Here is a 23,667-nt window from a genome sequence, read left to right as displayed (position 1 = left end):
CGGCCCTCAGAGCTGGGCGGCGAACTCCGCGAACCACTCCAGCATTTCGGGGTGGGCGACGGCGCCTTCCGCGGACACATCGCAGACGCGGGCGCCCTGGAGGATGCGCTTCACCGGGACCTCCAGCTTCTTGCCGGTCAGGGTGCGCGGCACCGCCGCCACCTGCTCGATCCGGTCCGGTACATGACGCGGCGACAGCCGGCTGCGGATCGCGGTGGTGATCTCCTTCCGCAGCGCGTCGTCGAGCCGGGCGCCGTCGGCGAGGACGACGAACAGCGGCATGCTGTACCGCCCGTCGGACAGCTCGGCGCCGACGACAAGACTGTCGGCGATCTGCGGCAGCGGTTCGACGACCTCGTAGATATCGCCCGAACCCATCCGCACACCCATCCGGTTGAGCGTCGAGTCCGACCGGCCGGCCACCACCACCGTGAGGTCGGAGTCGAGGATGGCCCAGTCCCCGTGCCGCCACACCCCCGGATACACGTCGAAGTAACTGGCGCGGTAGCGCTCCCCGCCGGGGTCGTCCACGAAGTGCAGAGGCATGGACGGCAGCGGGGCGGTGACCACCAGCTCGCCCTGTTCTCCGACGAGCGGCTGTCCTGCCGGGTCCCAGGAGGCGAGCGCGACCCCGAGCGCGGGGCACTGGATACGTCCGGCGCGCACCGGCAGCAGCGGGCTGCCGCCGGCGAGCACCGAGCAGATGTCGGTCCCGCCGCAGATCGACTGCACCCAGGCGCCGGGGACGAGGCGCTCGGCGGCCCAGTGCCAGGTGCTGACCGGCAGCGCCGAGCCGGTCTGCAGGACCGAGCGCACGGCGCTGAGGTCGGTCTCCGCCGCCGGATGCGCTCCCGCCGCCTCCGCGGCAGCCAGATAGGCCGCGCCGACTCCGACCATCGTCGCGCCGGTCTGCTCGGCGACCCGCCAGACCCCGTTGATGTCCGGGTAGCCGGGGCTGCCGTCGTACAGCACGATGGTGGACCCGTGCAGCAGGCCGGCGACCATGAGGTTCCAGACCATCCAGCTGGTGGAGGTGTGGAAGAAGTAGCGGTCGTCGGCGCGCAGGTCGGAGCCCAGGCCGAGGGCCTTGAGCAGTTCGACGACGATGCCGCCGTGCCCCTGCACGATGCCCTTCGGCACACCCGTGGTGCCCGAGGACCACAGGATCCACAGCGGATGGTCGAACGGGACGTCGGCGAAGTCGAGTTGGGCTCCCGGCCGTGCGAGCAGCTCGGGCCAGACGTGCTGTGTCACCTCGGGCCGCTGCGACCACGGCGCTGCGGCCGATGACGGATGGAGGTGGCCGACCGCCACCAGGTGCCGGAGGGTGGGCAGCCCGTCCACGATCTCGGAGACCGCCGCACGGCGGTCGAACTCCTTCCCGCCGTGGTGGTAGCCGTCCGCCGCCAGCAGCACCGTCGGGCGCGCCTGGCGCAGGCGGGCGAGCACGCTCGGTGTGCCGAAGTCCGGCGAACACACCGTCCACACCGCGCCGATGGCGGCGGTGGCCAGCAGAGCGACCACGGCGTGCGACGTGTTCGGCAGATAGCCGGCCACCCGGTCTCCGGGGCGCACCCCCATGTCCTTGAGGGCTGCGGCGAGGGCCGCCGTCTCGTGGCGCAGTTGCTCCCAGGAGGTCTCGGCCGACGTCCCGCCCTCCGACACGCTGATCAGGGCGGGGCGTGCGTCGGTGGCCTGTGCGAAGCAGCGTTCGGCGAAGTTGAGGCGTGCTCCGCGGAACCAGGTGGCCCCGGGCATCGACGGGTCGCCGAGCACCTCGTCGTAGCCGGTCACGGCGTCCAGCCCGTAGAACTCCCAGACCGCGGACCAGAATCCGGGCAGATCGGTGGTGCTCCACTCCCACAGCTCCGGGTAGCCGGGGAAGGACAGACCTCTGGTCCGGTCCAGCCAGCGCAGGAAGGCGGCGACGTTGGAGCCCTCGGTCTGGCTGGGACCGGGGGACCACAACACGTCGGTGGCGGTGCTCATCGGCCCTCCCCGCTGAGCTCGCGGACGTACTGCTCGGCCTGGGGCCACTCGCCGTACCCGGCCGCCGGGTTGAGGTGTCCGACCGGCCCGAGGTCGACCAGCCGGCTCCCCCACGCCCGGGCGAGCGCGGCGACCGGTGCGAAGCCGGCCAGGGGGTCGTCGGTGCTGGCCGCGACGATGCTCGGGAAGGGCAGCGGGGCGCGCGGCACCGGCAGCCAGCCGTTGGCGCCCAGGTCGTCGCGGCTGGGATGTCCTTCGGGCATGGGTGTTTCGAGATCCGGCGGGGTGGCCAGCAGAGCACCCTGGATCGGGCGCGTGTGGCGCTGCGCCCAGTGCGCGACCGTGATCACCCCGACGCTGTGCGCGACCAGGACGACCGGACCCGAGATCTCGGACAGCGCCTCGTCCAGGGCTGCGACCTGCACGTCGCAGCTGAGCCGGTCGGTCGTCACCGGTGCGACGGTACGGGCGCCGGGCAGCTTGTTGCCGAGGACGGTCTGCCAGTGCTCCGGTACGTGGTCACGCAGACCGGGAACGATCAGGACGGCCGGTGGCGGTGCGACGGTGCTCATGGCTGGGACTCCAGTCCTGCCGGCGCGGCCTCGGGCAGCAAACCCAGGCGGCGCAGGTCTCGTGGGTAGTAGTGTCGGCCGATCGCGAAGGCGGCGCACGCCACTACCGCGACCAGCGGGATGAGGCGCAGCGCGCCGAGCAGGCCGACGTGGTCGGCGAGCATGCCGGTCACTGTCGGGCCGGGGGCCAGGCCGAGCAGGCTGTTGGCCAGGGTGAGCGTGGCCATGGCGGTGGCGGCGACGGCGGCCGGGGTCAGATTGGCCACCATGGCGGCGGCCGGCCCGGCAGTGGCGTTGGACAGCAGGGCTCCGGCCGCGACCAGGGTGAGTTGCAGCGGCCCGGCGTGCAGGCCGAATCCGCACAGCAGCAGGGCGAAGGTGCCCACACTGCAGGTGATCGACACCGTCCACTTCCGGATCGGCGCGGTCCGGCTGAGCCTGTCCGACACCATCCCGCCGACGATCGTGCCGACACCGGTGAACAGGGCGAACGCCCCGGCCACCAGGCCCGCCTTGGCGGACGGCATACCGTAGGAGCGGTTGAGGAAGGTGGGCATCCAGGCGAGCAGGGCCATCGCGATGAACATCTGCAGCCCGCTGCCGATGTAGGCGCAGACCACCGAGACCGAGGAGAACAGCCGAGGCAGCATCGTGCGCAACGGCGCCCGTTCGTCGGCCCCTCCCCGGCCGGCGCCCGAGACCATCGCCACCTGCGCCGCGAGTCTCCTCTCGGTGACCACGAACGCGTAGACCGCCGCCAGGGCCAGCCCGAAGAGCCCCATCACGGCGAAGGCCCAGCGCCAGCCGAGATGCTGGGCCAGCACACCGCCGACCGACACACCCAGGACGGTCCCGAACGCCCCGCCCCCCATGAACGCCCCGGAGAGCGTGGCCCGCAGGCGCGCGGGGAAGATGCTCAGCACCAACGCGATACCCACACTGCCGTACGCCGCTTCCCCGGCACCGACGAAGAACCGCGCCACGAACATCTCCCCGTAGCTCGCCGAGATCGCGCAGCCCAGGGTCGCCAGGCTCCACACCGCCGCGGCTGCTACCAGACACCGGCTGCGTCCCCAGCGGTCCGCCAGCAGCGACAGCGGGAAGGTGAGAACTCCGACCATCAGGGCCACGATGCCGCTGAGCGAGCCCAACTGGCCGTCGGACAGCAGCCATTGGGCCTTGAGGTCGGGGAAGACCACATTGAGCACCTGTCGTGACATGTAGTCCGACAGCAGCAGCCCGAAGCTCAGGGCGAAGATCACCCAGGCGTAACGGCGGGAGGCGGCGGGCCGCGGTGGGACCGGAGATCTGTCCAGTGCGGCCGGACCGGCGGTATGCAGTCCCATGTGGGGTCACCTCTCCTTTGGGGCTCCCGGGGGGTCGGGGCTACTTCTCACACACGACCCAGGACCTTTCGTCCGGGTCAGGCTCTAGAACGGCTTGTCGCCGACGATCCCGGCGCGTTCCATCTTCCGGACGGCGGGCCAGTAGTCCTGGACGGCGTAGTGCTGGGTGGAGCGGTTGTCCCAGATGGCCACGCTGTTCTTCTGCCAGCGCCAGCGCACCTGGTACTCGGGCACGGCGGCCTGGCTCATCAGGTAGCTCAGGAGGTTGGCCGCGCCGGGTGCGTAGTCCTGCCCGAAGCGCACGTTCTCGGGAGTGTGGTAGTTGACGAAGTGAGTGGTGAAGGAGTTGACGAAGAGGATCTGTTCGCCGGTCTCCGGGTGGGTGCGCACCACCGGGTGCTCCGCGTCCGGGTAGCGCTCCTTCAGTGCGAGGCGCTTCTCGGCCGGCATGGCCGCACCGAAGGTCGCTTCGATGCTGTGCCGCGCACGCAGACCGGCGATCTGTGTCTTGATGTGCTCGGGCAGCCGGCGGTAGGCCTCGCCCATGTCGACCCAGATCGTGTCGCCGCCCACCGGCGGCGTCTCGACGGCGCGCAGCACCGCGCCCATGGGCGGGCACTCGCGCCAGGTCGCGTCGCAGTGCAGCGCGTTCTCGTAGTGCTCGGGCTTGCTGTCCAGGTCCTTGTAGATCCGGGCCAGCCCCGGGTGGTCGGGGTCGGCGACGACCACCGGGTGGTCCTCCAGCGGGCCGAAGCGCGAGGCGAAGGCGACGTGCTCGGAGCGGGTCATCTCCTGGTCGCGCAGGAACAGGACCTTGTACTTGAGGAGCAATTCCCTGATCTGGGCGAACAGTTCGCCGTCCTGCGCCGCGTCACCGAGCTGCACCCCGCTCAGCTCGGCACCGATGGTGCAGGTCAGTGGCTCGACTTGGATGGCTGTGCGGACCGTTTGCAGCATGGTGCGATCTCCTTCTCAGACAGTGAATACGGACGACCCGGTGGTCTTCCCGTCCTCCAGGTCGCGGTGCGCCTGCGCCGCGTCCTTCAGCGCGTAGCGCTGGTTGATCTGGATCTTGATGCGGCCGGCCGCCACATGCCCGAACAGTTCGCCGGCCAGGGCGTCCCGCTCGGCGGGGTCGGCGATGTAGTCGGCGAGCGCCGGCCGCGTCGCGAACAGCGAGCCGTGCAGGGCGAGTTGCATGGCGTCCAGCGGCGGGACCCCGGAGGTGGTGCCGAAGCAGACCAGCAGCCCGCGGCGGGCGAGCGAGGCCATGGACCCGGCGACGGTGTCCTTGCCGACGCTGTCGTAGACGACCGGCACCCCGGCGCCGCCGGTGATCTCGCGCACCCGCTCGGCCACGTTCTCCCGGCGGTAGTAGACGATGTGGTCGCAGCCGTTGGCGCGGGCGATCTCGCCCTTCTCCTCGCTGGATACGGTGCCGATCACGGTGACGCCGAGCAGCTTCGCCCACTGGCAGAAGATCAGGCCGACGCCGCCCGCGGCCGCGTGCAGCAGTACGGTGTCGCCCGCCTTGAGCGGGTAGATCCGGCGCAGGAGGTAGGAGGCGGTGAGACCCCGCATGGTCATCGCGGCGGCGGTCTCGCAGCTGATCTCGTCCGGCAGCTTGATCAGCGTGTCCGCGGGCATCACCCGCTCAGTGCTGTACGCCCCCAGCGGACTGCCGGTGTAGGTCACCCGGTCGCCCCCCGCGACATGTGTGACACCCTCGCCCACCGCCTCCACCACGCCGGACGCCTCGACGCCCAGCCCACTGGGCCGCTGGGCGGGGTAGAGACCCGTACGCCAGTAGACGTCGGCGAAGTTGAGGCCGATGGCTTCGTGCCGGATCCGGACCTCGCCGGGGCCCGGGTCGCCGACGGTGGTCTCCTCCCATCGCAGGACGTCGGGGCCGCCGATTTCGTGGAAGCGAATGGCCTGTGCCATGAATGAGCTCCGTGTGCTGGTGTGTCGGTGTGGACTGCGGCGGTCGTGGAGTGAGCGACCGGTCCCGCGACCGCCGCCTTCGGGACCGGCTCCGCTCAGATCTGGGTTCTGCTCAGGCCTGGGTGTTGCTCAAGGCTGGGTGTTGCTCAGGCCTGGGTGTTGCGCAGCATGAAGCCGCGCTGTCCGGGGCGGCGGTTGGGGACCATGCCGAGCCGGTCCAGGGTTTCTTCGGTGCTGCTGTAGTGCTTGCCGATCTGGTAGATCTGCTTGGCCTCCGGGCCGGATGCGACGTCGCGGCCCACGGAGTCGGCGATGCGGACCATCTGCTCGACCTGCTCGACGGAGCTCATCCGTTCGCCCTTGCGCCGCCAGAGGTTGTCCTCGTTGCCGACGCGTACGTGCACGCCCAGCGCGATCGCGACGGCGTTCATCGGTGCCACCGCGCGCATGGAGCTCTCGATGGTGAGGACGGCGCCGTCCGGGACGCGGCGGATGAATTCGACCAGGTCGGCGGGGTGGCGTCCGGCGAAACCGCCGCCGATGGCAACGTAGTTGAGGACCATCGGGCCGGTGTACACACCCGAGCGGATGAGCCGTTCCACGGTCTCCAGCTGGGCCAGGGTGGCGAGCTGGAAGTGCGGCTGGATGCCGCTGGCGTGCAGCCGCTTGAGGTGTTCGAGGTAGAAGTCCGGGCCGGCCTCGACGACCATGTCGCGGTAGGCCCGGTAGAAGTCGGGCTTGGCGATGGAGGTGCCTTCGAGGTCGTCGTCGGACATGATCTCGACGATGTTCATCTGGCTGGTGTTGATCGCGATCGTCACCTGGTCCGGTGCGGGGGTGAGATCGGCCAGCATGTGGCGGGTGTCGTAGCTGAGCCACTTGGCGTCGGCGCCCTCGTCCTCGGGGGCGAAGGAGATCGACCCGCCGATCTGGAGGACCATGTCCGGGACGGCTTCGCGGAGCCGGGAGAGCAGCTCGTTGAACATGGACATGCGCTTGGATCCGTGGCCGTTCAGCTCGCGGACGTGGATGTGCAGCACGGTCGCGCCGGCGTTGTAGCAGTCGACAGCCGCCTGGACATGCTCGTCCATGGTGAGCGGGAGGTCGTCCGCGTCGCCCGGCAGCCACTCGGGCCCGTAGGGGGCGACCTGGATCACCAGTTTCTCCTGGTTCTCCGGCAGCAGGGAATCGTCATGGAAGTGCACGGTGGGCCCTCTTTCATCGGGTGGAGCCGTGGGTCTCTGGCCTTGCGGTGGTGCCACGCTAGGACCCGGCAGCGCCCGATTCTTAACCGTGCGGGACTATTCACTTGCCCATTCGGGACCTGGACCGCCACTCCCGGGGACTGCATCCGAATCGCTCGCGGAACCAGCGCGAGAAGGCGCTCGGCGCGGAGAACCCCAGGAGATCGGAGATCTCCGTGAAGGAGCGGCGCGGATTCGCCACGAACTGCTCCGCCAGGCGGGCGCGCACCGCGTTGAGCAGGGAGGAGAACGATTCCCCGGATTCCGCCAGATGCCGGTGCACCGTCCTGCGGTCGACGCTGAGGCTGTGCGCCACCTGCTCGATCGAACAGCGGCCGGTGGGCAGCAGCACCTCGATCACGGCCACCACCCGGTCCTGTACGGAGGTGTCCCGGGAGACCGCGACCGAGTCGAAGTACTGCCGCGCGTAGCTTCGCAACTGCGGGTCGGGCTCCGGATTGGCGGTGTCCAGGTCTCCGGAGTAGCAGAGGATTCCGTTGAACTCGCGGTCGAACTCGACGGCGGGGCCGAAGAAGCGCCGGTGCGCGGCGAGGTCCGCGGGCGGCTGATGGGTGAAGCACACCGCCAGCGGTTGCCAGCGGTCGCCGAGGAAGTGCCGGAGCACATGGTGGTACGCGCCCACGGCGAGCTCGGTGGACTGCCGGCAGGGCAGCGGTTCCCCCAGGTCCAGATCCATCTTGAGCGTGGCCAGTCCCTCGGCCTCGGCCAGCCGGGTGTGCAGCGCTTCGTTGTACATGCGCTCGTAGCGGATGAGCAGCTCCAGCGCGCTCCGGGCAGTCGGCTCCTCGCGGGCCACCAGGCCGATCGGGCCGAGGTTGGAGAACCGGCGGCGCTCGGCCAGGCGCAGGCCGAAGTCCTCCCGGCCGGACACCTCCGCCGACCGTTCGAGCAGCCGGACCACCGCAGCGCCCGGGGCCCACCGGTCCTGGACCGCGAGGCCGCTGATGTCCAGCCCCATGCTCCGCATCAGGGCCCGTGGATCGATGTTGAGCGAACGGCACAGCTCTGCATAGCTGCTCAATGACGCATAGCGGACCAGCGGCTTCACAGACGCACTCCCTCGTGCACTCCTCTGAGCGATGTCCCCAAGTGATAAGTCCATCGTCACTTCAGGTCAAGACTCCGTGCAGAACATGACCTAGCGTGGCGGCACCGATTCGACCGTGGAGGAGCCCTCCACCGTGATGCCAGAGAGGCCGTCATGACCGGCGTGAGCAGTGTGCTGCGCCGGCCCCTCAGCGGGCCGGCCGCATGGAACGGTCCGGATCTCCACAACACCTCGCAGTGGGGGCTGCGTCTCTCGGTGCCGCAGCTCCGTGAGATCGACGAGGCTCTGCGGGCCGCGCGCGCACGAGGCACCCCGCTCCTGAAACTGCGTACCACCGACTTCCCCCTGCCGTCCCTGGCGGGGGAACTGGCCGCAATCAACGACGTACTGGAGCACGGGCGAGGTTTCGCGCTCATCTCCGGACTGCCGGTCGCACAGTACGGCGAGGCGGCGGCGAGCACTGTCCTGTGGGGTCTCGGGCAGCATCTGGGCATCCCCGTCTCGCAGAACGCCGCAGGCCAGATGCTCGGCCACGTCCGCGACACCGGCCGCACCCTGGCCGATCCCGCGACGCGCGGCTATCAGACCCGGGGGCGCCTGCCGTTCCACACCGACACGGCCGATGTGCTGGCACTGCTGTGCCTGCGCCCGGCCCGCTCCGGGGCCCAGCTGTCCCTGGTCTCCTCGGCAGCGGTCCACAATCGCGTGCTGGCGCGGCGGCCCGACCTGGTCGAGCGCCTGTACCACCGGTACTGCTTCGACCGCCGGGAGGAGCAGAGTGCCGGTGAACTCCCTTACCACCGGGCGCCGCTGGCGTCCTGGCACCAGGGCAGGCTCAGCCTGCGTTACCACCGCTGCTACCTCGAATCGGCGCAGCGCTTCCCCGACGTACCGCGGCTGACGCGGGCCGACCGGGAGCTGTTCGACCTGCTGGACGAGCTGACAGCTGCCCAGGACCTCCGGCTGGACCTCGATCTCCGGGCCGGCGATCTGCTCCTGGTCAACAACCACGCGGCGCTGCACGCCCGCACCGAGTTCGAGGACGGCGACGTTCCCGAGGAGCAGCGCCACCTGCTTCGGCTCTGGCTGACCCCGTGGCAGAAACGCGACCTGCCGGCGGACTTCTGGGGCGACCCGCACGACGCCTGCGACCGTCGCGGCCGTGGCGGGGTCGCACCCCGCGACGTGATCGCGAGAGCGAAAGGGATATCCGCATGACCAACCTCGCCACCCTGCTGGCGGCCTCGGCCCACACCTACGGCGACCGCCCGGCCGTGCGCCAGGACGACACCGTGCTCAGCTATGCGCAGCTCGACGCGGCCTGTGCCCGGGTGGCCGCGCTGCTGCGTACCGCCGGGGTGGGACCGGGTGACCGCGTCGCGCTCTGTCTGCCCAACACCCCCGACTTCCCGGTCGCTTACTACGGAGTCCTGCGCGCCGGCGGTGTCGTGGTGCCGCTCAATCCCCTGCTGAAGGCGCGCGAAGCGGCCTTCGCCCTGCGCGACTCGGGCGCTTCGATGGTGCTGGCGCATTCGCAGGCGGCCGGAGAGGCCGCCGCGGCCGCGGCGCAGACCGGGGTCGAATGCCTGGTCATGGACTCGGACGCGGGCGCCGCCCGGTTGCGGGCCGTCGAGCCCCGCCCGGAGACCGTCGAGCGGTCGGAGAGCGACACCGCGGTCATCCTCTACACCTCCGGCACGACCGGGACCCCCAAGGGCGCGGAACTGACGCACCGCAACCTGATGACCAACGCGGCCACGGCGACCGAGACCGTACTCCAACTGGGCCCGGACGACGTGCTGTTCGGGGGCCTCCCGCTGTTCCACGCCTTCGGGCAGACCTGTGCGCTCAACACCGCCGTCGCCTCCGGAGCATCCCTGACGCTGCTCCCGCGCTTCGAGCCGCAGCGAGCGCTGGACATCCTGCGCCGGGACGCCGTCACCGTCTTCCTCGGCGTACCCACCATGTACACCTCGCTGCTCCGCACCGGGACGCCGGCCGCCACCGCGCTCCCCGCGCTGCGCCTGGCGGTGTCCGGCGGCGCCTCACTGCCCGTCGAGGTGCTGCACGGATTCGAGCGCGAGTTCAACGTCCCCGTACTGGAGGGTTACGGGCTGTCGGAGACCTCGCCGGTGGTCTCCTTCAACCCCGTGGACCGGCCGCGCAAGCCCGGGTCGATCGGCCGTCCGATCCGCGGGGTCGAGATGAAGCTCGTGACCGGGGACGGCACCGTCGCGGGCCCCGGTGAGGTCGGCGAGATCGCGATCCGCGGGGACGACGTGATGAAGGGCTACTGGAACCGCCCCGAGGCGACCGCGGAAGCCATCCGCGACGGGTGGTTCGCGAGCGGGGACCTGGCGCGGGTCGACGAGGAGGGTTACTACTTCATCGTCGACCGGAAGAAGGACCTCATCATCCGCGGCGGCTACAACGTCTACCCGCGCGAGATCGAGGAGGTTCTCTACGAGCACCCGGCGGTCGCCGAAGCCGCCGTGGTCGGCGTACCGCACGAGCTGCACGGACAGGAGGTGGCCGCGGCGGTCACGCTCCGTCCGGGTGTCCGCGCGACGGCCGAGGAGCTGCGCGCCTATGTGCGGGAGCGGGTGGCCCCGTACAAATACCCCCGTATCGTCACGCTCACGGAGAGCCTGCCCAAGGGCGCGACCGGCAAGATCCTCAAGCGGGAGATCGTGATCGGGTAGCGGCTCGACCGCGGCCGGGAGGACGGGTGCAGCTCGTGGGCGACCAGGAAGGTGACGGCGGGCCGCTCCCCCGGCCCGGTTACGCTGCCGGTATGGCCAGCCAGAAGCCCGTACGTACCATCGACGCCCGCAGTCTGCGCGCCCTCGCGCACCCGCTGCGGGTACGCATCATGGAGTCGCTGCGCCGCGACGGACCGGCGACGTCCACCACGCTGGCCGAGGAGTTCGGCGAGAGCACCGGCACGGTGAGCTGGCATCTGCGGCAGCTCGCCGAGCACCGCTTCATCGAGGAGGACGTGGAGCGCGGCACCAGGCGGGAGCGCTGGTGGCGGGCGGTGGAGGACCGACAGGTGCTGCACACAGGGGAGTTGAGCAAGGAGGATCCTTCGGCGCGTGTCGCCGTGGACGCGTATGTCCAGGAGCTCCTCCAGCTCTACTTCCAGCGGGCGTCCGCGTATGCCGCCCAGGAGTGGCCGGCCGAGTGGGAGAGCGCGGGCACCATCGCCAACTGGGACGATCTGCGGCTGACACCGGCACGGCTGCGGGAGCTGAACGACGAGCTGATGGCCGTGGTCGACAAGTACTACCCGGCGGCGGGCGAAGCACCCGCACCCGGATCGCTGCCGATCAGCATCCAGCTCCAGTCGTTCGCGCGCTATGAGGGCAGGAGCTAGAGCAGAAGCCGGATCCGAGACACCGGATCCGAGAGACCCCCGCCCCGGAAAAATATTGCAGAGGACTCTCTGCAAACCTCTTTGCAGAGAGTCCTCTGCAAGCTACCTTCATACGTATGCCGACTTCGGGTACGCCAGCGCGCTCCACCCCCCGCAGCCTCCTGCTGCGCAACCGCGATTTCCGCCTCCTCTGGACGGGCTCGACCACCGGGAAGTACGGCGCGTCGGTCACTTCCGTCGCCCTGCCCCTGGTCGCGGTCACCCTGCTGCACGCCTCCACCCTCCAGGTGGGCCTGCTCACCGCCGCGACCTGGCTGCCCTGGCTGCTCATCGGGCTGCCCGCCGGCGCCTGGGTGGACCGGCTGCCGCGCCGCCCGGTCATGCTCACCGCCGACGCCGCCGCACTGCTGCTCTTCGCCGGGATACCCGTCGCCGCCTGGACGGGGCTGCTCTCGATCGGCTATCTGCTGGCCACGGCGGTACTGGCCGGCACGGCGACCGTCTTCTTCCAGACCGCGTACACCGCGCTGCTCCCCCATCTCGTCGCCTCGGCGGACCAGGCGGAGGGCAACTCCAAGCTGCACGGCAGCGAGTCGGCGGCCCAGCTCGCCGGGTTCGGTTCGGGCGGCTTCCTGGTCCAGGCGGTCGGCGCGGCGAACGGGCTGTTCGTGAACGCGGCGACGTTCGCGGTGTCCTTCCTCTGCGTCCTGCGCATCAAGCACCGCGAGCCGCGCGGCCCGGAGGTCACGCGTTCGCGGGGAGCGCTCGGCCGGGAGATCCGCACCGGGCTGCGGCTGACCTTCGGCGACCCGTATCTGCGCGCCATGGCCGTAACGGGCGGTGCGTCCAACCTGGCGCTGATGGCGTACCAGTCGATCCTGGTGGTCTTCCTGGTCCGCGAGGTCCACCTCGCGTCGGGGACCATCGGCGCCCTGATGACCGCAGGCGGCATCGGCGGCATCGTCGGCGCCTTCGCCGCCCGCCGGGTCGCCGCCCGGATCGGCAGCGCCCGCGCCCTGATCTTCTTCCAACTGGCCGTGCCCTCGCTGGCGCTCCTCATCCCGCTGACGACGCCGGGGTTCGGCCTGGTGCTCTTCGTGATCGGCTACACCTCGGTGTCCATCGGGGTGATCGCGGCGAACATCATCGCCTCGACCTTCCGTCAGCAGTACTGCCCCAAGGACATGCTGGGCCGGATCTCTGCTTCGGCCGCGTTCCTCAACTACGGCACCATCCCGCTCGGAGCGGTCCTCGGCGGCGCGCTCGGCGAGGCGCTGGGGACCCGCACCGCACTGTGGATCACCATCGCCGGGCTGCCCGTCGCCGCGTCGCTCCTCTGGTTCTCCCCGATCCGGCGCACCCGCGATCTGCCGACCGGGCCTCCGGCCACCACTCCGGCCCCCCGGCCGGAGGCGGAGCCCGCGCTCTGAAGCGGGCGGCGGGCCCTGCGCACCGGAGACTCCAGCGCTGGAGGGTTCAGCGCTGGAGTCTTCAGCGCCGGGCCAGCGCCAGCACGCTCAGCCCGAACATCAGGACTCCCAGGGGCAGATGGACCGACGGTATGTGCGCGATGCCGAGCACCACCTGGACCGAGGCGAGGACAAGGAAGCCGGTCGCGTGCAGAACGGGGCGGGGCGAGCCGCCGCCCGGCTTCCACGCCAGCACCGCCGCGAGGACGTACAGCATCGACGCCCCGTACATCACCCGGGCTCCGACACTGTGCAGCGTCTCGCCATAGGACGAGGTCAACAGCAGCCCGGCGGTGACCGCTTGAAGGAAGATGGTCAGGGTCTGCAGGGCGATCGCGATCTGCAGAAACGAGAAGCTGCGCGGTGCCGTCGCCTGGGTGGCCATGTCACGGTCCTCCTGTTCCGCCCGGGGGCGGTGGATCGATAGGGTCTCACCAGCCCGACGACGCGGGCCTGCGAAAGGTAAGGCGAGCAGCCGGCCGGGGGCGTGGGGATGGCGGGGACGAGCACCGACGGGACAGCCGCTGAGGCAGCCGGCGAGACAGCCGGTGAGGCAGCTGGTGAGCGGCGCCAACTGATCAATGTCGCCTACCGGTTGCTCGGCTCACTGGCCGAGGCCGAGGACGCCGTACAGGAGGCCTACACGCGCTGGTACGCGCTGTCACGGAGCGGGCGGGAGGAGATCGTGTCCCCCGGCGCCTGGCTGACGACGGTGACCGGCCGCATCTGCCTGGACGTGCTCGGCTCGGCGCGGGCCCGGCGTGAACGCTACGTCGGCGCGTGGCTGCCCGAGCCACTGCCCGACCGCGCCGAGTGGGACCAGGGCCATGGCACGGACCCCGCCGACCCCGCCGACCTGATGGTCCTGGACGAATCGGTGACCATGGCCTTCCTCGTCGTACTGGAGTCGATGACGCCCGCCGAGCGGGTGGCGCTGGTCCTGCACGATGTCTTCCGTTACCCGTTCGCCGAGATCGCCGGCGTCCTCGGCCGGACCCCCGCCGCGTGCAAGCAGCTGGCGGCGTCCGCCCGGCGGCGGGCGGGCACCGCGCGCGCTCCGGTGACGGAGCCCGGACAGGCCGACGCGGTGCGGCGCGTCAAAGAGGCCTGGGAGACGAAGAACATCCCGGCCCTCGTCGACCTCCTCGACCCGGCCGCCGTGATGACCGCCGACGGCGGCGGCACGGCCGGTGCGGCCCTGCGCCCGGTCGAAGGCGGCGCGCGCATCGCCCAGTACATGGTGGCCATCGCCGACAGGGCTCCGGGGCTCGAACTCCTGGAGCGGTCGGTCAACGGCACGCCGGGCCTGGTGGCCCGGCGTGCCGGCGTCGTCATGACCGTGGCCTCGTTCGATGTCGCCGACGGCCAGGTCACCCGGATCTGGGCGGTCCGCAATCCGGAGAAGCTACGGCCCTGGGCGCGGGAGAGCTAGGTCCTGTCCGGTCACCGAACTGACCTCGCGCCTCCCACCGGTGCGAAGGTGGTGATGGCCTCGACGAGCTCGGCCGGAGCTTCCAGCGGGATCAGGTGACCCGAGTCCGGGATCACCCTGAAGTCGGCTCCGGAGAGATAGGGCACCAGGTTGTCGCGGAGCACGTCGACGGGCTCGACGTGGTCGTTCTCTCCGGCGACGACGAGCGCGGGGACGCTGATCATGCGGGTATACCCGGTGATGTCCTCCGCGATGCCGCGCAGCGGCCACTCCATGCGGGCGGCATCGGTACCGGCACGCGAATCGGCCGCAATCTGCGCCTTGACCGATTCGGGCAGCTCGGTCGCGGTGAGGATGGTGTCCCGTGCACCGGCGACGGACTCGTCGGAATCGTAGGCGTGGGACAGACCCTCCCGGTACTCGGGAGTGATCTCCGCGGCGGGCTTCGCCGGACCGGAGCCGACGAGGATGATCCCGCGGAGGCCGGTGGGCCGGGTCGCCGCGATCAGCTGCGCGACCTTGCCACCCATGGAATGTCCGACGAGGACATAGTCGGTGACACCGGCGTCCGCGATCACGTCGAGCGTGTCGTCCGCGAGCCGGCGGAGCGTGCAGGGGCCGGGCAGACTACTTGAGCGGCTCCACCCGCGGAAGTCGGCAGTCAGTACGTCACGACCCGCGAGGCGGTCGACGACCAGGTCCCAGGTACGGGCGGAACCACCCCAGTAGTGCAGGAACACCAGGGTCGGTCCGGTCCCCGGCCGGTGGTCATAAGCGGGCAGCTGTGGCTGCTGTGTCGCGTTCATCGCCATTCCCTCGATCAGTGTTCTGCGGCGGAACTACCGCGTACCCATTGAAGGTCCATGACTCTTCGAGGGCATCGGCACGACTGGTCGCCCGATGGTGGAAACTGGACACATGACCGCGATCCGGCAGATGACCTATCAGCCCGTCGGGCACGGTGCCGCCGCTGTCGAGACGATGACGTTCGGCCGCCTTCGCGAGCTGAACGACGGCGGCACGCAACGTGCCGACTTCCACGTCCTCGCCGTCGTCGACGCCGGACACGGGTCCGTCACGGTGGACTTCCTCCGGCACCCGCTCAGGGAGCGGTCCGCGGTCTGGGTCGCTCCTGGCGCGGTGCACCGATGGGACGACATCGCCCGCGTGGCAGGGCACGTCGTGCTGTTCGTCCCGACCGCACCGGTCACCCTGGCCACCCGGGAACTCGTCGCGGCCCCGGACCTGGTCGCACAGTGGAGCATTCCCGACGCCGACTGGCCGTTCGTCGACACCGCACGGAACCATCTCCTCCTCGAAGCGTCCGCCCCGCCCGGAGATACGCCGACGGAGCTGCCCGAGATCCTGCTCTCCGCGCTCATCGCCCGGCTCCGGCCACCGCACGGCGAAGTACAGCCGTCGAATCCGGTGTTCCGGCTGTTCCGGTCCAGCGTCGAAGCACACTTCCGGGAACACCATGACGCCGGCTACTACGCCCGGGCCCTGGGATACGCGCCCCGCACCCTCTCCAGAGCGGTGCAGCAGGTCACCGGCCGCACCGCGAAGGCATACATCGCCGACCGGATCGCCCTGGAAGCCAGACGTCTCCTCGCGCACGACCGCCTCACGGCGGCCCACTGCGCCGGCACACTCGGCTTCCCCGACGCCTCCAACTTCTCGGTGTTCTTCCAGAAGGCGACAGGCATGCGCCCGGGCGCATGGCAGACAACGGAGATGGCGCGGCGTTCGCCTCACCCGGCGCGGCGTTCTTGAGAACGGCCACTCGACGATCACAGAGCTGCGACGCCCCGTGATCGCCAGGTAGCTCTGTGCCCGTGCGGTCGGCACGGCCCGCCCACCGCTGGGCTGCCGCCCCGCCCGACGACCCTGGTCACTGGCCGCCCTCGCGGACTCCTAATATTTACTCTCGTGTTCTCCGACGGACGCCGACACCGCTTGGTCGTGCCCGCCGCCCAACGCCCGACACGACGACCCCACCGCACGGCGATGGAGTCGAGCACCGAGGAGAGGAACGTTCATGCGCGCCCGGAGTATCGCTACGGCCACCGCAACAGCACTGGCGCTGGTGGCAGCCCGCGACCTCGTCCAGAAGAAGCACGCATTGCTCCGGAACTTCCCGGTGATCGGGCACGCCCGCTACCTGCTGGAGACGATCGGGCCGGAGCTGCGGCAGTACATCGTGACCTCCAACGACGAGGAGCGCCCCTTCAGCCGTGATCAGCGCACCTGGATCTACGCGTCGGCGAAGGAGGAGAACAACTACTTCGGGTTCGGAACCGACAATGACGTCGAGCACATGCAGGGCCACGCATACCTGAAGCAGCGCACGTTCGCCGGCCCGCTGCCCGACGCGCACGACCCGCAGGCCCCGCTGCCCTCGGCCAAGGTGCTGGGCGGGCCGCGCGGGCGCGCCAAGGCGTTCCGGCCGGCGAGCGTGGTGAACATCTCGGCGATGAGCTTCGGATCGCTCTCCGGCGCGGCGATCACGGCGCTCAACAAGGGAGCGGCGCTGGCGGGCACGCTGCAGAACACGGGCGAGGGCGGCCTCTCGCCGTACCACCGCAATGGCGGCGACCTCATCCTTCAGATCGGTACGGCGTACTTCGGCTGCCGCAACGAGGACGGCAGCTTCAGCATCGACAAGCTCAAGGACGTCGTCGCCGGCGCCCCGGTCAAGGCGATAGAGATCAAGCTCTCCCAGGGCGCCAAGCCCGGTCTTGGCGGGATGCTGCCGGCCGCGAAGGTGACCCCGGAGATCGCCGAGATCCGCGGCATCCCGCTCGGCAAGGACTGCGCGTCCCCGTCGCGGCACACCGCGTTCAGCGACGTCGACTCGATGCTCGACTTCGTCGAACTGCTCGCCACCGAGACCGGTCTGCCGGTCGGGGTCAAGAGCGCGGTGGGCGAGATGGACTTCTGGCAGGAGCTGGCCACGCTGATGGCGCGGGGTGACCGCGGTGTCGACTTCGTGACCATCGACGGCGGCGAGGGCGGCACCGGGGCGGCGCCGCTGACCTTCAGCGACTCGGTGTCGCTGCCGTTCAGGATGGGCTTCTCCCGGGTCTACGGCACCTTCGCCGAGCTGGGGCTGACCGACGACCTGACCTTCATCGCCTCCGGCAAGCTCGGCCTGCCCGAGAACGCCGCGGTCGCCTTCGCTCTGGGTGCCGACATGATCAATGTGGCGCGTGAGGCGATGCTGTCGATCGGCTGCATCCAGTCGCAGAAGTGCCACACCGACAAGTGCCCCACCGGTATCGCCACCCAGAACCCGCGGCTGGCCCGCGGCATCGACCCGACATCGAAGTCCACCCGGGCCGCCGTCTACCTGCGCACCCTGCGCAGGGAGCTGATGAAGATCTCGGGGGCCGTCGGCGTCGCCCACCCGGCGCTCATCACAGCCAACGATATCGAGATCATGAACGGCGATTACGACGCCCGCACCCTGGCCGGCGTCTACGGCTACAAGGACGGCTGGGGCGAGCTCGGCCCGCACCTCGTCAATGAGATCACCGCGCTGGTCGCCACCGATTCGGCCCCCGAGCCGAAGCCGGGCGTCTGACACTCAGGAGGGCGACGAGCACCGCGCTCGCCGCTCTCCCTGCCCGGAGCACGTGCGTGGCACCGGCCGGTACCGCCCTCGTCTCCTCTGCCCTGCGCATGCCCACGAACAGTCCACGAACAGTCCACGCTTAGGTGATCACAACATGCCCGAAAAAGTGAGATTCCGGAGCACCGTCGGCCCCGAACTGGCCGGATCGATCGACCTGCCGGAGGGCGAGACCCGGGGCTGGGGACTCTTCGTACACGGATTCACCCTTGGCAAGGACTCACCGGCCGCCTCGCGCGTCAGCAAGCAGCTGGCACGCGAAGGGATCGGAATGCTGCGCTACGACAACCTCGGGATCGGGGACTCCGACGGCGACTGGGGCGACGGTTCCTTCACCATCAAGGTCCAGGACACGGTCCGTGCGGCAGCCCTGATGGCGGAGCGAGGGACTCCGGTGGACCTGCTGGTGGGGCACTCATGGGGAGGCGCCGCCGTTCTGGCCGCAGCGGCCGAGATAACCGGCGTCCGCGCGATCGCCACCATCGGCGCGCCCATCGACCCCAGCCATGTCGAGCGGCAGTACGACGCGGTCATGGACCGCGTCCTCAGCGAAGGGGCGCACGAGTGGTTCGTCGGCGGGAGGACCCTGGTCCTCAAGCGCGCCTTCGTCGAAGACGTCCACCATGCTCATCTGCGTGACCGGATAAGCGAGTTGAACCTGCCACTCGTCGTCCTGCACTCGCCTACCGACTCCACCGTCGACATCGACAACGCCGGGGAGATCTTCCGCGAGGCACGACACCCGCGAAGCTTCGTCTCGCTCGAAGGAGCGGACCATCTCCTGACCGCACGGGGACAGGCGCAGCGTGCCGCCCACATCATCAGCGCCTGGGCCGACCAGTACATCCACGGGTCACGGCCCGCGGACAAGACGTCCCAGGTGCCCTCCAGCCTGCCGGCGTGATATTCAGCGATGTCATGGGTGACCTTGTGACAGCGCGGCTCGTACTCCATCCGCTGACCGTCGACGAATCCGAGCGGCTGGTGGCGGGCCGGCCGGGTGTGGGCGACCGGTGGGCGCCCGGTTACCCCATGGAGGGGGACGTTTCCGCAGCCCGGCGGCTCCTCAGGGCCTGCGCGGAAGGCGGTGCCGCGCACCCCGGCTCGTACGAGATCCGGCGGCGCGAGGACGGCTACGCGATCGGGGGCGTGGACTTCCACGGTCCGCCGGACGAGCAGGGCAGCGTCACCATCGGGTATGGGCTGGTCCCGGCCTCGCAGAGCAAGGGGTACGCGTCGGAGGCCGTCCGTGCCCTGCTCGTCTCCGCACGCGAACGGGGTTTCGCCCGGGTGAAGGGCGATGCCGACCACGAGAACGCGGCGTCCCACCGCGTCATGACCGCTGTGGGAATGACGCTGGTCGGGCAGGACGAGCGGGTGAAGTACTACGAGATCGCCTGGGCGGCCGGGACCGCGGGGCCGGCAGGCCGCTGATCCCGCCGCTCTTCGGGCCACCTGGCCTCACGCCCGGTGTCAGTCCTGGTCCGAAGGGCGGCGCCACGTCCTGGCGGCTACGTGGGTCGTCACAGCCACGGCGGCCGTCCCCGTGCACGCGCAGGCGCCGAGGACCGCCAGTGAGCCGGTACGGAGCGATGCGGCCAGCAGACAGACCCAGGCCACTCCCAGAACGACCATGAGCCAGATGTCCGACCGGCGCGGCTTTCGACGTCCGGCCAGCGGTCGCAGCTCAGCGGCGGACAGCCGACGGTCAAGTTCCGGGTCCTGTGCCAGTGTTGCCTCGATTTCGGAGAGGGTCTGCTGTTCGTCCTTCGACAGCGGTGGGCCGTCCACCACAGCCACCTCCCACACCTGGGCAGGCTGTTGGATACCTCGTCTCCGGTACCTCTTCGGCACCTGTCCCCCGGGCCATCACATCCATTTTAGGCCGGTTTCTGTAGGTCAGTGCGGGCCCCCGTGCCGCCCGAGGGTCTCCACGGGGGGCGCGCCGGGGCGGGTCCACTGCGGCACGGGGCGGCTGGTCGCCCCCCAGGTGGCGACGCCGTCGGCGTCCGAGCGCCAGTACCAGCAGGGGTGATTGCCCCCGGGCAGGCGCTCCTCACGGACCTCGCCGATCACGGGCCGGCCCTCGGCACCGTCCTCCCAGGCCTCGCCGCGGCCGTAGGGCGTCATGTCGAGCAGGCCGAAGGATCCGTTGATCTGCTCGTTGCCGCGTCCCGTCGTGGAGTAGGTGAGGAACACGCGGTCGCCGTCGCGCAGGAAGCTGGAGGTGTGCCCCATTCCGCCGCCGATCGGCTCCGCCGTGTCCCGCACCGAGTACCAGGGCTGGGTGTACCCCATGAACTCGATATAGGGCGCCACCTCGTCCCACGACCCGGTGGTCAGGATGGCGAACGAGACGCCGCGGGCGTTGAGATAGACGGCATCCTTCAGATGCCAGGCCATCATGGTGCAGCCCTCGCACTGCCCCTGGTGCGGCGTGCCGTCGTACCACATGTGCTGGTAGGTCACGAGCTCGTCGCGGCCCTGAAAAAGGTCGATGAACGGGACCGGGCCGTCGGGTCCGACGACCTCGGCCGTCCCGTCGAGCTCCACCATCGGCAGCCGGCGGCGGGCCGCGGCGATGGCGTCGCCCTCGCGCGTATGGGCCTTCTCGCGGACCAGGAGCTCGTCACGGGCGGCCTGCCAGGCGGCCTGGCCGACCACGGGCGGGCGGCCGGGCAGTGAGGCGGACGGTTCGTTCGGCGTGGTCGTCATGGTGTCCTCCGTGGTGGTCTCGTGCCGGGGCGGCGTCGTACGACGTTCTACCGCCCTCCGGACGCTCACCCGGGCAGACTCGCGAACCGGCCGGAACTCATCGGTGGCAGGGGCATGACCTTCCGCCCCGGTCCGCCCCACCTCCCCACAGCTGAGGGCCCCGCCCCCGCCGAAGCGGGACCGGGGCCCTCAGTCATGCACGGGCCGCGCGCACGTCACACACGGGCCAACGCGCGAGTCACACAGGACTCGCGCCGGGTCAGCAGCCCAGCAGGCGGCCGCCGAGGTACGACTGGATCTGGTCCAGCGACACCCGCTCCTGCTTCATCGTGTCGCGCTCGCGCACCGTCACCGCGTTGTCGTCGAGCGTGTCGAAGTCGACCGTGACGCAGAACGGCGTACCGATCTCGTCCTGGCGGCGGTAGCGGCGGCCGATGGCGCCCGCGTCGTCGAACTCGATGTTCCAGTTGCGGCGCAGGTCGGTCGCCAGGCCCTTGGCCTTCGGCGAGAGCTGCGGGTTGCGGGAGAGCGGCAGGACCGCGACCTTGACCGGCGCCAGGCGCGGGTCGAGGCGCATCACGGTGCGCTTCTCCATGACGCCCTTGGCGTTGGGCGCCTCGTCCTCGATGTACGCGTCGAGCATGAAGGCCAGCATCGCCCGGCCGACGCCTGCCGCGGGCTCGATGACGTACGGCGTCCAGCGCTCGCCCTTCTCCTGGTCGAAGTAGGAGAGGTCGGTGCCCGACGCCTTGGAGTGCGCGCCGAGGTCGTAGTCCGTGCGGTTGGCGACGCCCTCCAGCTCGCCCCACTCACTGCCGCCGAAGCGGAAGCGGTACTCGATGTCGGCGGTGCGCTTCGAGTAGTGGGAGAGCTTCTCCTTCGGGTGCTCGAACCACCGCATGTTCTCCTCGCGCATACCGAGGTCGCGGTACCAGTTCCAGCGCTGCTCCATCCAGTATTCCTGCCACTGCTCGTCCTCGCCCGGCTTGACGAAGAACTCCATCTCCATCTGCTCGAACTCGCGGGTGCGGAAGATGAAGTTGCCCGGAGTGATCTCGTTCCGGAAGGACTTGCCCATCTGCGCGATGCCGAACGGCGGCTTCTTGCGCGAAGTCTGCTGCACCTGGCCGAAGTTGGTGAAGATGCCCTGCGCCGTCTCGGGGCGCAGGTAGGCGACGGAGCCGCTGTCCTGGGTCGGGCCGAGGTGGGTGGAGAGCAGACCGGAGAAGTTCTTGGGCTCGGTGAAAGTGCCCTTGTTGCCGCAGTTGGGGCAGTTGAGGTCGGCCAGGCCGTTCGCGGGCGCGTGGCCGTGCTTCTCCTCGTACGCCTCCTCCAGGTGGTCGGCGCGGAAGCGCTTGTGACAGGAGGTGCATTCGGTCAGCGGGTCGGAGAAGGTCGCGACGTGGCCCGACGCCTCCCAGGTCTCGGAGGCCAGAATGACCGACGAGTCGAGACCGACCACGTCCTCGCGCGCGGTGACCATGTAACGCCACCACTGGCGCTTGAGGTTCTCCTTCAGCTCGACACCCAGCGGCCCGTAGTCCCAGGCGGCACGCTGACCACCGTAGATCTCACTGGAGGGGTAGACGAAGCCACGGCGCTTGCTCAGGCTGACGATGGTGTCGATCTTGTCGGCGGCCACGGTGCTCTCTTCATTACGACGATTGCGAACAGCGGAATACCTCAGGTTACCGGCGGCTGCACCCCCCGGATCAAATCGGTTCCCGGTTCCTGCCGGGATCGTCCGCAGATCCACCCCGAAGCGATCGCCGATCGCCCCCGCGACCGCCGCCGATCGCCCGCGGAGCAGTCGGGCGCCGGCCCGCCCCGAACCCCTTGTTGACAATCGTTTCCACTTTTGTTGAAAATGACTGTCATGAACATACGACGCCTCGTACCCGTCACAGCCGTCTCCGCGGCGGTCGCCGCCGGACTGGTCGGCCTCTCGGCCTGCTCCGGTTCCTCCGCCGCCGCGGACCACAAGGACGGCAAGCTGCACGTCGTGGCGTCGTTCTATCCGCTCCAGTACCTGACGCAGGAGATAGGCGGCGATCATGTCTCCGTCACCAACCTGACGAAGCCGGGCGTCGAGCCGCACGACCTCGAACTGAGCCCGAAGCAGACCGTCGCCCTCTCCAGCGTGGACGCGATCGTCTATCTCAAGGGCCTCCAGCCCGCCGTCGACGAGGCGATCAAGCAGTCCGGTGTGAAGTACACCGCGGACGCCGCCTCGATGACCACGCTCGAAAAGCACGGCACCGAGGTCGACGGCCACCACCACACGACCGGTGACAACGACTCCCACTCGGAGAGCGAAGCCGGGCTCGACCCGCACATCTGGCTCGACCCGGTGCGGTTCGCCCAGGTCGCCAAGGGTGTGGACAAAACACTCGCCGCGGCGGACCCGAAGCACAAGGCCGACTACCGGAAGAACACCGACGCGCTGGTGAGGAAGCTCGACGCCCTCAACAAGCAGTACGTGAACGGGCTGAAGAACCGCACGTCCGACACCTTCGTCACCACGCACGCCGCCTTCGGCTACCTCGCCGAGCGCTACGGCCTCACCGAGGAGGCCATCAGCGGGATCGACCCGGAGAGCGAGCCCAGCGTCTCGCGCATGAAGGACCTGCACGCACTCGCCGCGAAGCACCACGTCAACACGGTCTTCTTCGAGACCATCGCGAACCCCGACACCGCCAGGACGCTCGCAGGCGACCTGCATGTGAAGACCGGCGTGCTGGACCCGCTGGAGGGGATCACGGACAAGTCCAAGGGCCGCGACTACCTGCAGGTCATGCAGTCCAACCTCGTCGCGCTCCAGAAGGCGCTCGGCGCCGAGTGACCCCGCAGAACGCCCGTCCGCCGGCACCCAGCACCGCA

22 protein-coding genes are annotated in these 23,667 nt (G+C 70.0%); 10 read left to right on the top strand and 12 right to left on the bottom strand.

What is annotated here, in order from left to right; genetic code table 11:
• Positions 1 to 6 precede the first annotated feature (6 nt).
• The 7 genes from OG385_RS23060 to OG385_RS23030 all read right to left on the bottom strand — a co-directional run bounded on the left by OG385_RS23060 (position 7) and on the right by OG385_RS23030 (position 8,164).
• Positions 7 to 1,989 (bottom strand): acetoacetate--CoA ligase, encoded by a 1,983-nt coding sequence (locus tag OG385_RS23060; RefSeq protein ID WP_266857227.1) that lies wholly within the window; start codon positions 1,987 to 1,989, stop codon positions 7 to 9.
• Positions 1,986 to 2,561, bottom strand: a complete 576-nt coding sequence (locus tag OG385_RS23055) for an alpha/beta hydrolase (protein WP_266857226.1) — start codon at positions 2,559 to 2,561, stop codon at positions 1,986 to 1,988. The genes OG385_RS23060 and OG385_RS23055 overlap by 4 nt, the downstream gene beginning before the upstream one ends.
• Entirely contained in the window at positions 2,558 to 3,907 is a 1,350-nt protein-coding gene (locus tag OG385_RS23050) for an MFS transporter (protein ID WP_266857224.1), read from the bottom strand. Before OG385_RS23050 ends, OG385_RS23055 begins: the two co-directional genes overlap by 4 nt.
• Before the next feature lie 84 nt (positions 3,908 to 3,991).
• Positions 3,992 to 4,864, bottom strand: coding sequence for a TauD/TfdA family dioxygenase (locus OG385_RS23045; protein WP_266857222.1), 873 nt, complete (start codon positions 4,862 to 4,864; stop codon positions 3,992 to 3,994).
• A 15-nt stretch (positions 4,865 to 4,879) separates the two neighbouring features.
• Complete coding sequence (locus tag OG385_RS23040) at positions 4,880 to 5,851, bottom strand: quinone oxidoreductase (protein ID WP_266857221.1); 972 nt, start codon at positions 5,849 to 5,851, stop codon at positions 4,880 to 4,882.
• A 146-nt stretch (positions 5,852 to 5,997) separates the two neighbouring features.
• Positions 5,998 to 7,056 (bottom strand): 3-keto-5-aminohexanoate cleavage protein, encoded by a 1,059-nt coding sequence (locus OG385_RS23035; protein ID WP_266857219.1) that lies wholly within the window; start codon positions 7,054 to 7,056, stop codon positions 5,998 to 6,000.
• 100 nt (positions 7,057 to 7,156) lie between these two features.
• Positions 7,157 to 8,164 (bottom strand): AraC family transcriptional regulator ligand-binding domain-containing protein, encoded by a 1,008-nt coding sequence (locus OG385_RS23030; RefSeq protein ID WP_266857217.1) that lies wholly within the window; start codon positions 8,162 to 8,164, stop codon positions 7,157 to 7,159.
• A 153-nt stretch (positions 8,165 to 8,317) separates the two neighbouring features.
• Here OG385_RS23030 and OG385_RS23025 point away from each other — a divergent pair, with 153 nt between their 5' ends.
• The 4 genes from OG385_RS23025 to OG385_RS23010 all read left to right on the top strand — a co-directional run bounded on the left by OG385_RS23025 (position 8,318) and on the right by OG385_RS23010 (position 12,970).
• A complete protein-coding gene (locus tag OG385_RS23025) occupies positions 8,318 to 9,382 on the top strand; it encodes a TauD/TfdA family dioxygenase (protein WP_266857215.1) in 1,065 nt (354 codons plus the stop codon).
• Positions 9,379 to 10,866 (top strand): long-chain fatty acid--CoA ligase, encoded by a 1,488-nt coding sequence (locus OG385_RS23020; RefSeq protein ID WP_266857213.1) that lies wholly within the window; start codon positions 9,379 to 9,381, stop codon positions 10,864 to 10,866. Before OG385_RS23025 ends, OG385_RS23020 begins: the two co-directional genes overlap by 4 nt.
• A 92-nt stretch (positions 10,867 to 10,958) precedes the next feature.
• The gene (locus OG385_RS23015; protein WP_266857211.1) at positions 10,959 to 11,540 is read left to right on the top strand and encodes a transcriptional regulator; all 582 of its coding nucleotides are present in this window, start codon (positions 10,959 to 10,961) and stop codon (positions 11,538 to 11,540) included.
• A gap of 116 nt (positions 11,541 to 11,656) precedes the next feature.
• Positions 11,657 to 12,970: an MFS transporter gene (locus tag OG385_RS23010; RefSeq protein ID WP_266857209.1), complete on the top strand. Its 1,314-nt coding sequence runs from the start codon at positions 11,657 to 11,659 to the stop codon at positions 12,968 to 12,970.
• Between the two features lie 61 nt (positions 12,971 to 13,031).
• Here OG385_RS23010 and OG385_RS23005 read toward each other — a convergent pair whose 3' ends face one another.
• Positions 13,032 to 13,394 (bottom strand): hypothetical protein, encoded by a 363-nt coding sequence (locus tag OG385_RS23005; protein ID WP_266857207.1) that lies wholly within the window; start codon positions 13,392 to 13,394, stop codon positions 13,032 to 13,034.
• Between the two features lie 108 nt (positions 13,395 to 13,502).
• Here OG385_RS23005 and sigJ point away from each other — a divergent pair, with 108 nt between their 5' ends.
• Complete coding sequence (gene sigJ, locus OG385_RS23000; protein WP_266857205.1) at positions 13,503 to 14,441, top strand: RNA polymerase sigma factor SigJ; 939 nt, start codon at positions 13,503 to 13,505, stop codon at positions 14,439 to 14,441.
• 11 nt (positions 14,442 to 14,452) lie between these two features.
• On the opposite strand, the gene OG385_RS22995 is transcribed toward sigJ, so the two are convergent.
• On the bottom strand, positions 14,453 to 15,247 hold the full coding sequence (locus OG385_RS22995; protein ID WP_266857204.1) for an alpha/beta fold hydrolase: 795 nt from the start codon (positions 15,245 to 15,247) through the stop codon (positions 14,453 to 14,455).
• A 112-nt stretch (positions 15,248 to 15,359) separates the two neighbouring features.
• On the opposite strand from OG385_RS22995, the gene OG385_RS22990 reads away from it, so the two are divergent.
• The 4 genes from OG385_RS22990 to OG385_RS22975 all read left to right on the top strand — a co-directional run bounded on the left by OG385_RS22990 (position 15,360) and on the right by OG385_RS22975 (position 19,506).
• Positions 15,360 to 16,214 carry a helix-turn-helix transcriptional regulator gene (locus tag OG385_RS22990; RefSeq protein WP_266857202.1) on the top strand — a complete coding sequence of 285 codons (855 nt, stop codon included), beginning with the start codon at positions 15,360 to 15,362 and terminating at the stop codon, positions 16,212 to 16,214.
• A 265-nt stretch (positions 16,215 to 16,479) separates the two neighbouring features.
• Positions 16,480 to 18,024, top strand: a complete 1,545-nt coding sequence (locus OG385_RS22985) for an FMN-binding glutamate synthase family protein (RefSeq protein WP_266857201.1) — start codon at positions 16,480 to 16,482, stop codon at positions 18,022 to 18,024.
• A 145-nt stretch (positions 18,025 to 18,169) separates the two neighbouring features.
• Positions 18,170 to 18,976, top strand: a complete 807-nt coding sequence (locus OG385_RS22980) for a S9 family peptidase (RefSeq protein ID WP_266857200.1) — start codon at positions 18,170 to 18,172, stop codon at positions 18,974 to 18,976.
• Between the two features lie 14 nt (positions 18,977 to 18,990).
• Positions 18,991 to 19,506: a GNAT family N-acetyltransferase gene (locus OG385_RS22975; RefSeq protein WP_266861096.1), complete on the top strand. Its 516-nt coding sequence runs from the start codon at positions 18,991 to 18,993 to the stop codon at positions 19,504 to 19,506.
• A gap of 39 nt (positions 19,507 to 19,545) precedes the next feature.
• On the opposite strand, the gene OG385_RS22970 is transcribed toward OG385_RS22975, so the two are convergent.
• From OG385_RS22970 to OG385_RS22960, 3 genes are all read right to left on the bottom strand, one after another.
• A complete protein-coding gene (locus OG385_RS22970; protein ID WP_266857198.1) occupies positions 19,546 to 19,863 on the bottom strand; it encodes a DUF3040 domain-containing protein in 318 nt (105 codons plus the stop codon).
• 108 nt (positions 19,864 to 19,971) lie between these two features.
• Positions 19,972 to 20,787: a DUF899 domain-containing protein gene (locus tag OG385_RS22965; RefSeq protein WP_266857196.1), complete on the bottom strand. Its 816-nt coding sequence runs from the start codon at positions 20,785 to 20,787 to the stop codon at positions 19,972 to 19,974.
• Between the two features lie 259 nt (positions 20,788 to 21,046).
• Positions 21,047 to 22,429: a glycine--tRNA ligase gene (locus tag OG385_RS22960; protein WP_266857194.1), complete on the bottom strand. Its 1,383-nt coding sequence runs from the start codon at positions 22,427 to 22,429 to the stop codon at positions 21,047 to 21,049.
• Between the two features lie 234 nt (positions 22,430 to 22,663).
• Here OG385_RS22960 and OG385_RS22955 point away from each other — a divergent pair, with 234 nt between their 5' ends.
• Entirely contained in the window at positions 22,664 to 23,629 is a 966-nt protein-coding gene (locus OG385_RS22955; RefSeq protein ID WP_266857192.1) for a metal ABC transporter substrate-binding protein, read from the top strand.
• Positions 23,630 to 23,667 lie beyond the last annotated feature (38 nt).

Source organism: Streptomyces sp. NBC_01306 (assembly GCF_026340465.1).
GTDB lineage: Bacteria > Actinomycetota > Actinomycetes > Streptomycetales > Streptomycetaceae > Streptomyces.
This window is presented reverse-complemented; position numbering and strand designations above follow the sequence as displayed.

Coding starts and splice junctions, on each gene's coding strand:
- OG385_RS23060 (WP_266857227.1), bottom strand. CDS start 1,989: ATGAGCACCGCCACCGACGTGTTGTGGTCCCCCGGTCCCAGCCAGACC.
- OG385_RS23055 (WP_266857226.1), bottom strand. CDS start 2,561: ATGAGCACCGTCGCACCGCCACCGGCCGTCCTGATCGTTCCCGGTCTG.
- OG385_RS23050 (WP_266857224.1), bottom strand. CDS start 3,907: ATGGGACTGCATACCGCCGGTCCGGCCGCACTGGACAGATCTCCGGTC.
- OG385_RS23045 (WP_266857222.1), bottom strand. CDS start 4,864: ATGCTGCAAACGGTCCGCACAGCCATCCAAGTCGAGCCACTGACCTGC.
- OG385_RS23040 (WP_266857221.1), bottom strand. CDS start 5,851: ATGGCACAGGCCATTCGCTTCCACGAAATCGGCGGCCCCGACGTCCTG.
- OG385_RS23025 (WP_266857215.1), top strand. CDS start 8,318: ATGACCGGCGTGAGCAGTGTGCTGCGCCGGCCCCTCAGCGGGCCGGCC.
- OG385_RS23020 (WP_266857213.1), top strand. CDS start 9,379: ATGACCAACCTCGCCACCCTGCTGGCGGCCTCGGCCCACACCTACGGC.
- OG385_RS23015 (WP_266857211.1), top strand. CDS start 10,959: ATGGCCAGCCAGAAGCCCGTACGTACCATCGACGCCCGCAGTCTGCGC.
- OG385_RS23010 (WP_266857209.1), top strand. CDS start 11,657: ATGCCGACTTCGGGTACGCCAGCGCGCTCCACCCCCCGCAGCCTCCTG.
- OG385_RS23005 (WP_266857207.1), bottom strand. CDS start 13,394: ATGGCCACCCAGGCGACGGCACCGCGCAGCTTCTCGTTTCTGCAGATC.
- sigJ (WP_266857205.1), top strand. CDS start 13,503: ATGGCGGGGACGAGCACCGACGGGACAGCCGCTGAGGCAGCCGGCGAG.
- OG385_RS22995 (WP_266857204.1), bottom strand. CDS start 15,247: ATGAACGCGACACAGCAGCCACAGCTGCCCGCTTATGACCACCGGCCG.
- OG385_RS22990 (WP_266857202.1), top strand. CDS start 15,360: ATGACCGCGATCCGGCAGATGACCTATCAGCCCGTCGGGCACGGTGCC.
- OG385_RS22985 (WP_266857201.1), top strand. CDS start 16,480: ATGCGCGCCCGGAGTATCGCTACGGCCACCGCAACAGCACTGGCGCTG.
- OG385_RS22980 (WP_266857200.1), top strand. CDS start 18,170: ATGCCCGAAAAAGTGAGATTCCGGAGCACCGTCGGCCCCGAACTGGCC.
- OG385_RS22975 (WP_266861096.1), top strand. CDS start 18,991: ATGGGTGACCTTGTGACAGCGCGGCTCGTACTCCATCCGCTGACCGTC.
- OG385_RS22965 (WP_266857196.1), bottom strand. CDS start 20,787: ATGACGACCACGCCGAACGAACCGTCCGCCTCACTGCCCGGCCGCCCG.
- OG385_RS22955 (WP_266857192.1), top strand. CDS start 22,664: ATGAACATACGACGCCTCGTACCCGTCACAGCCGTCTCCGCGGCGGTC.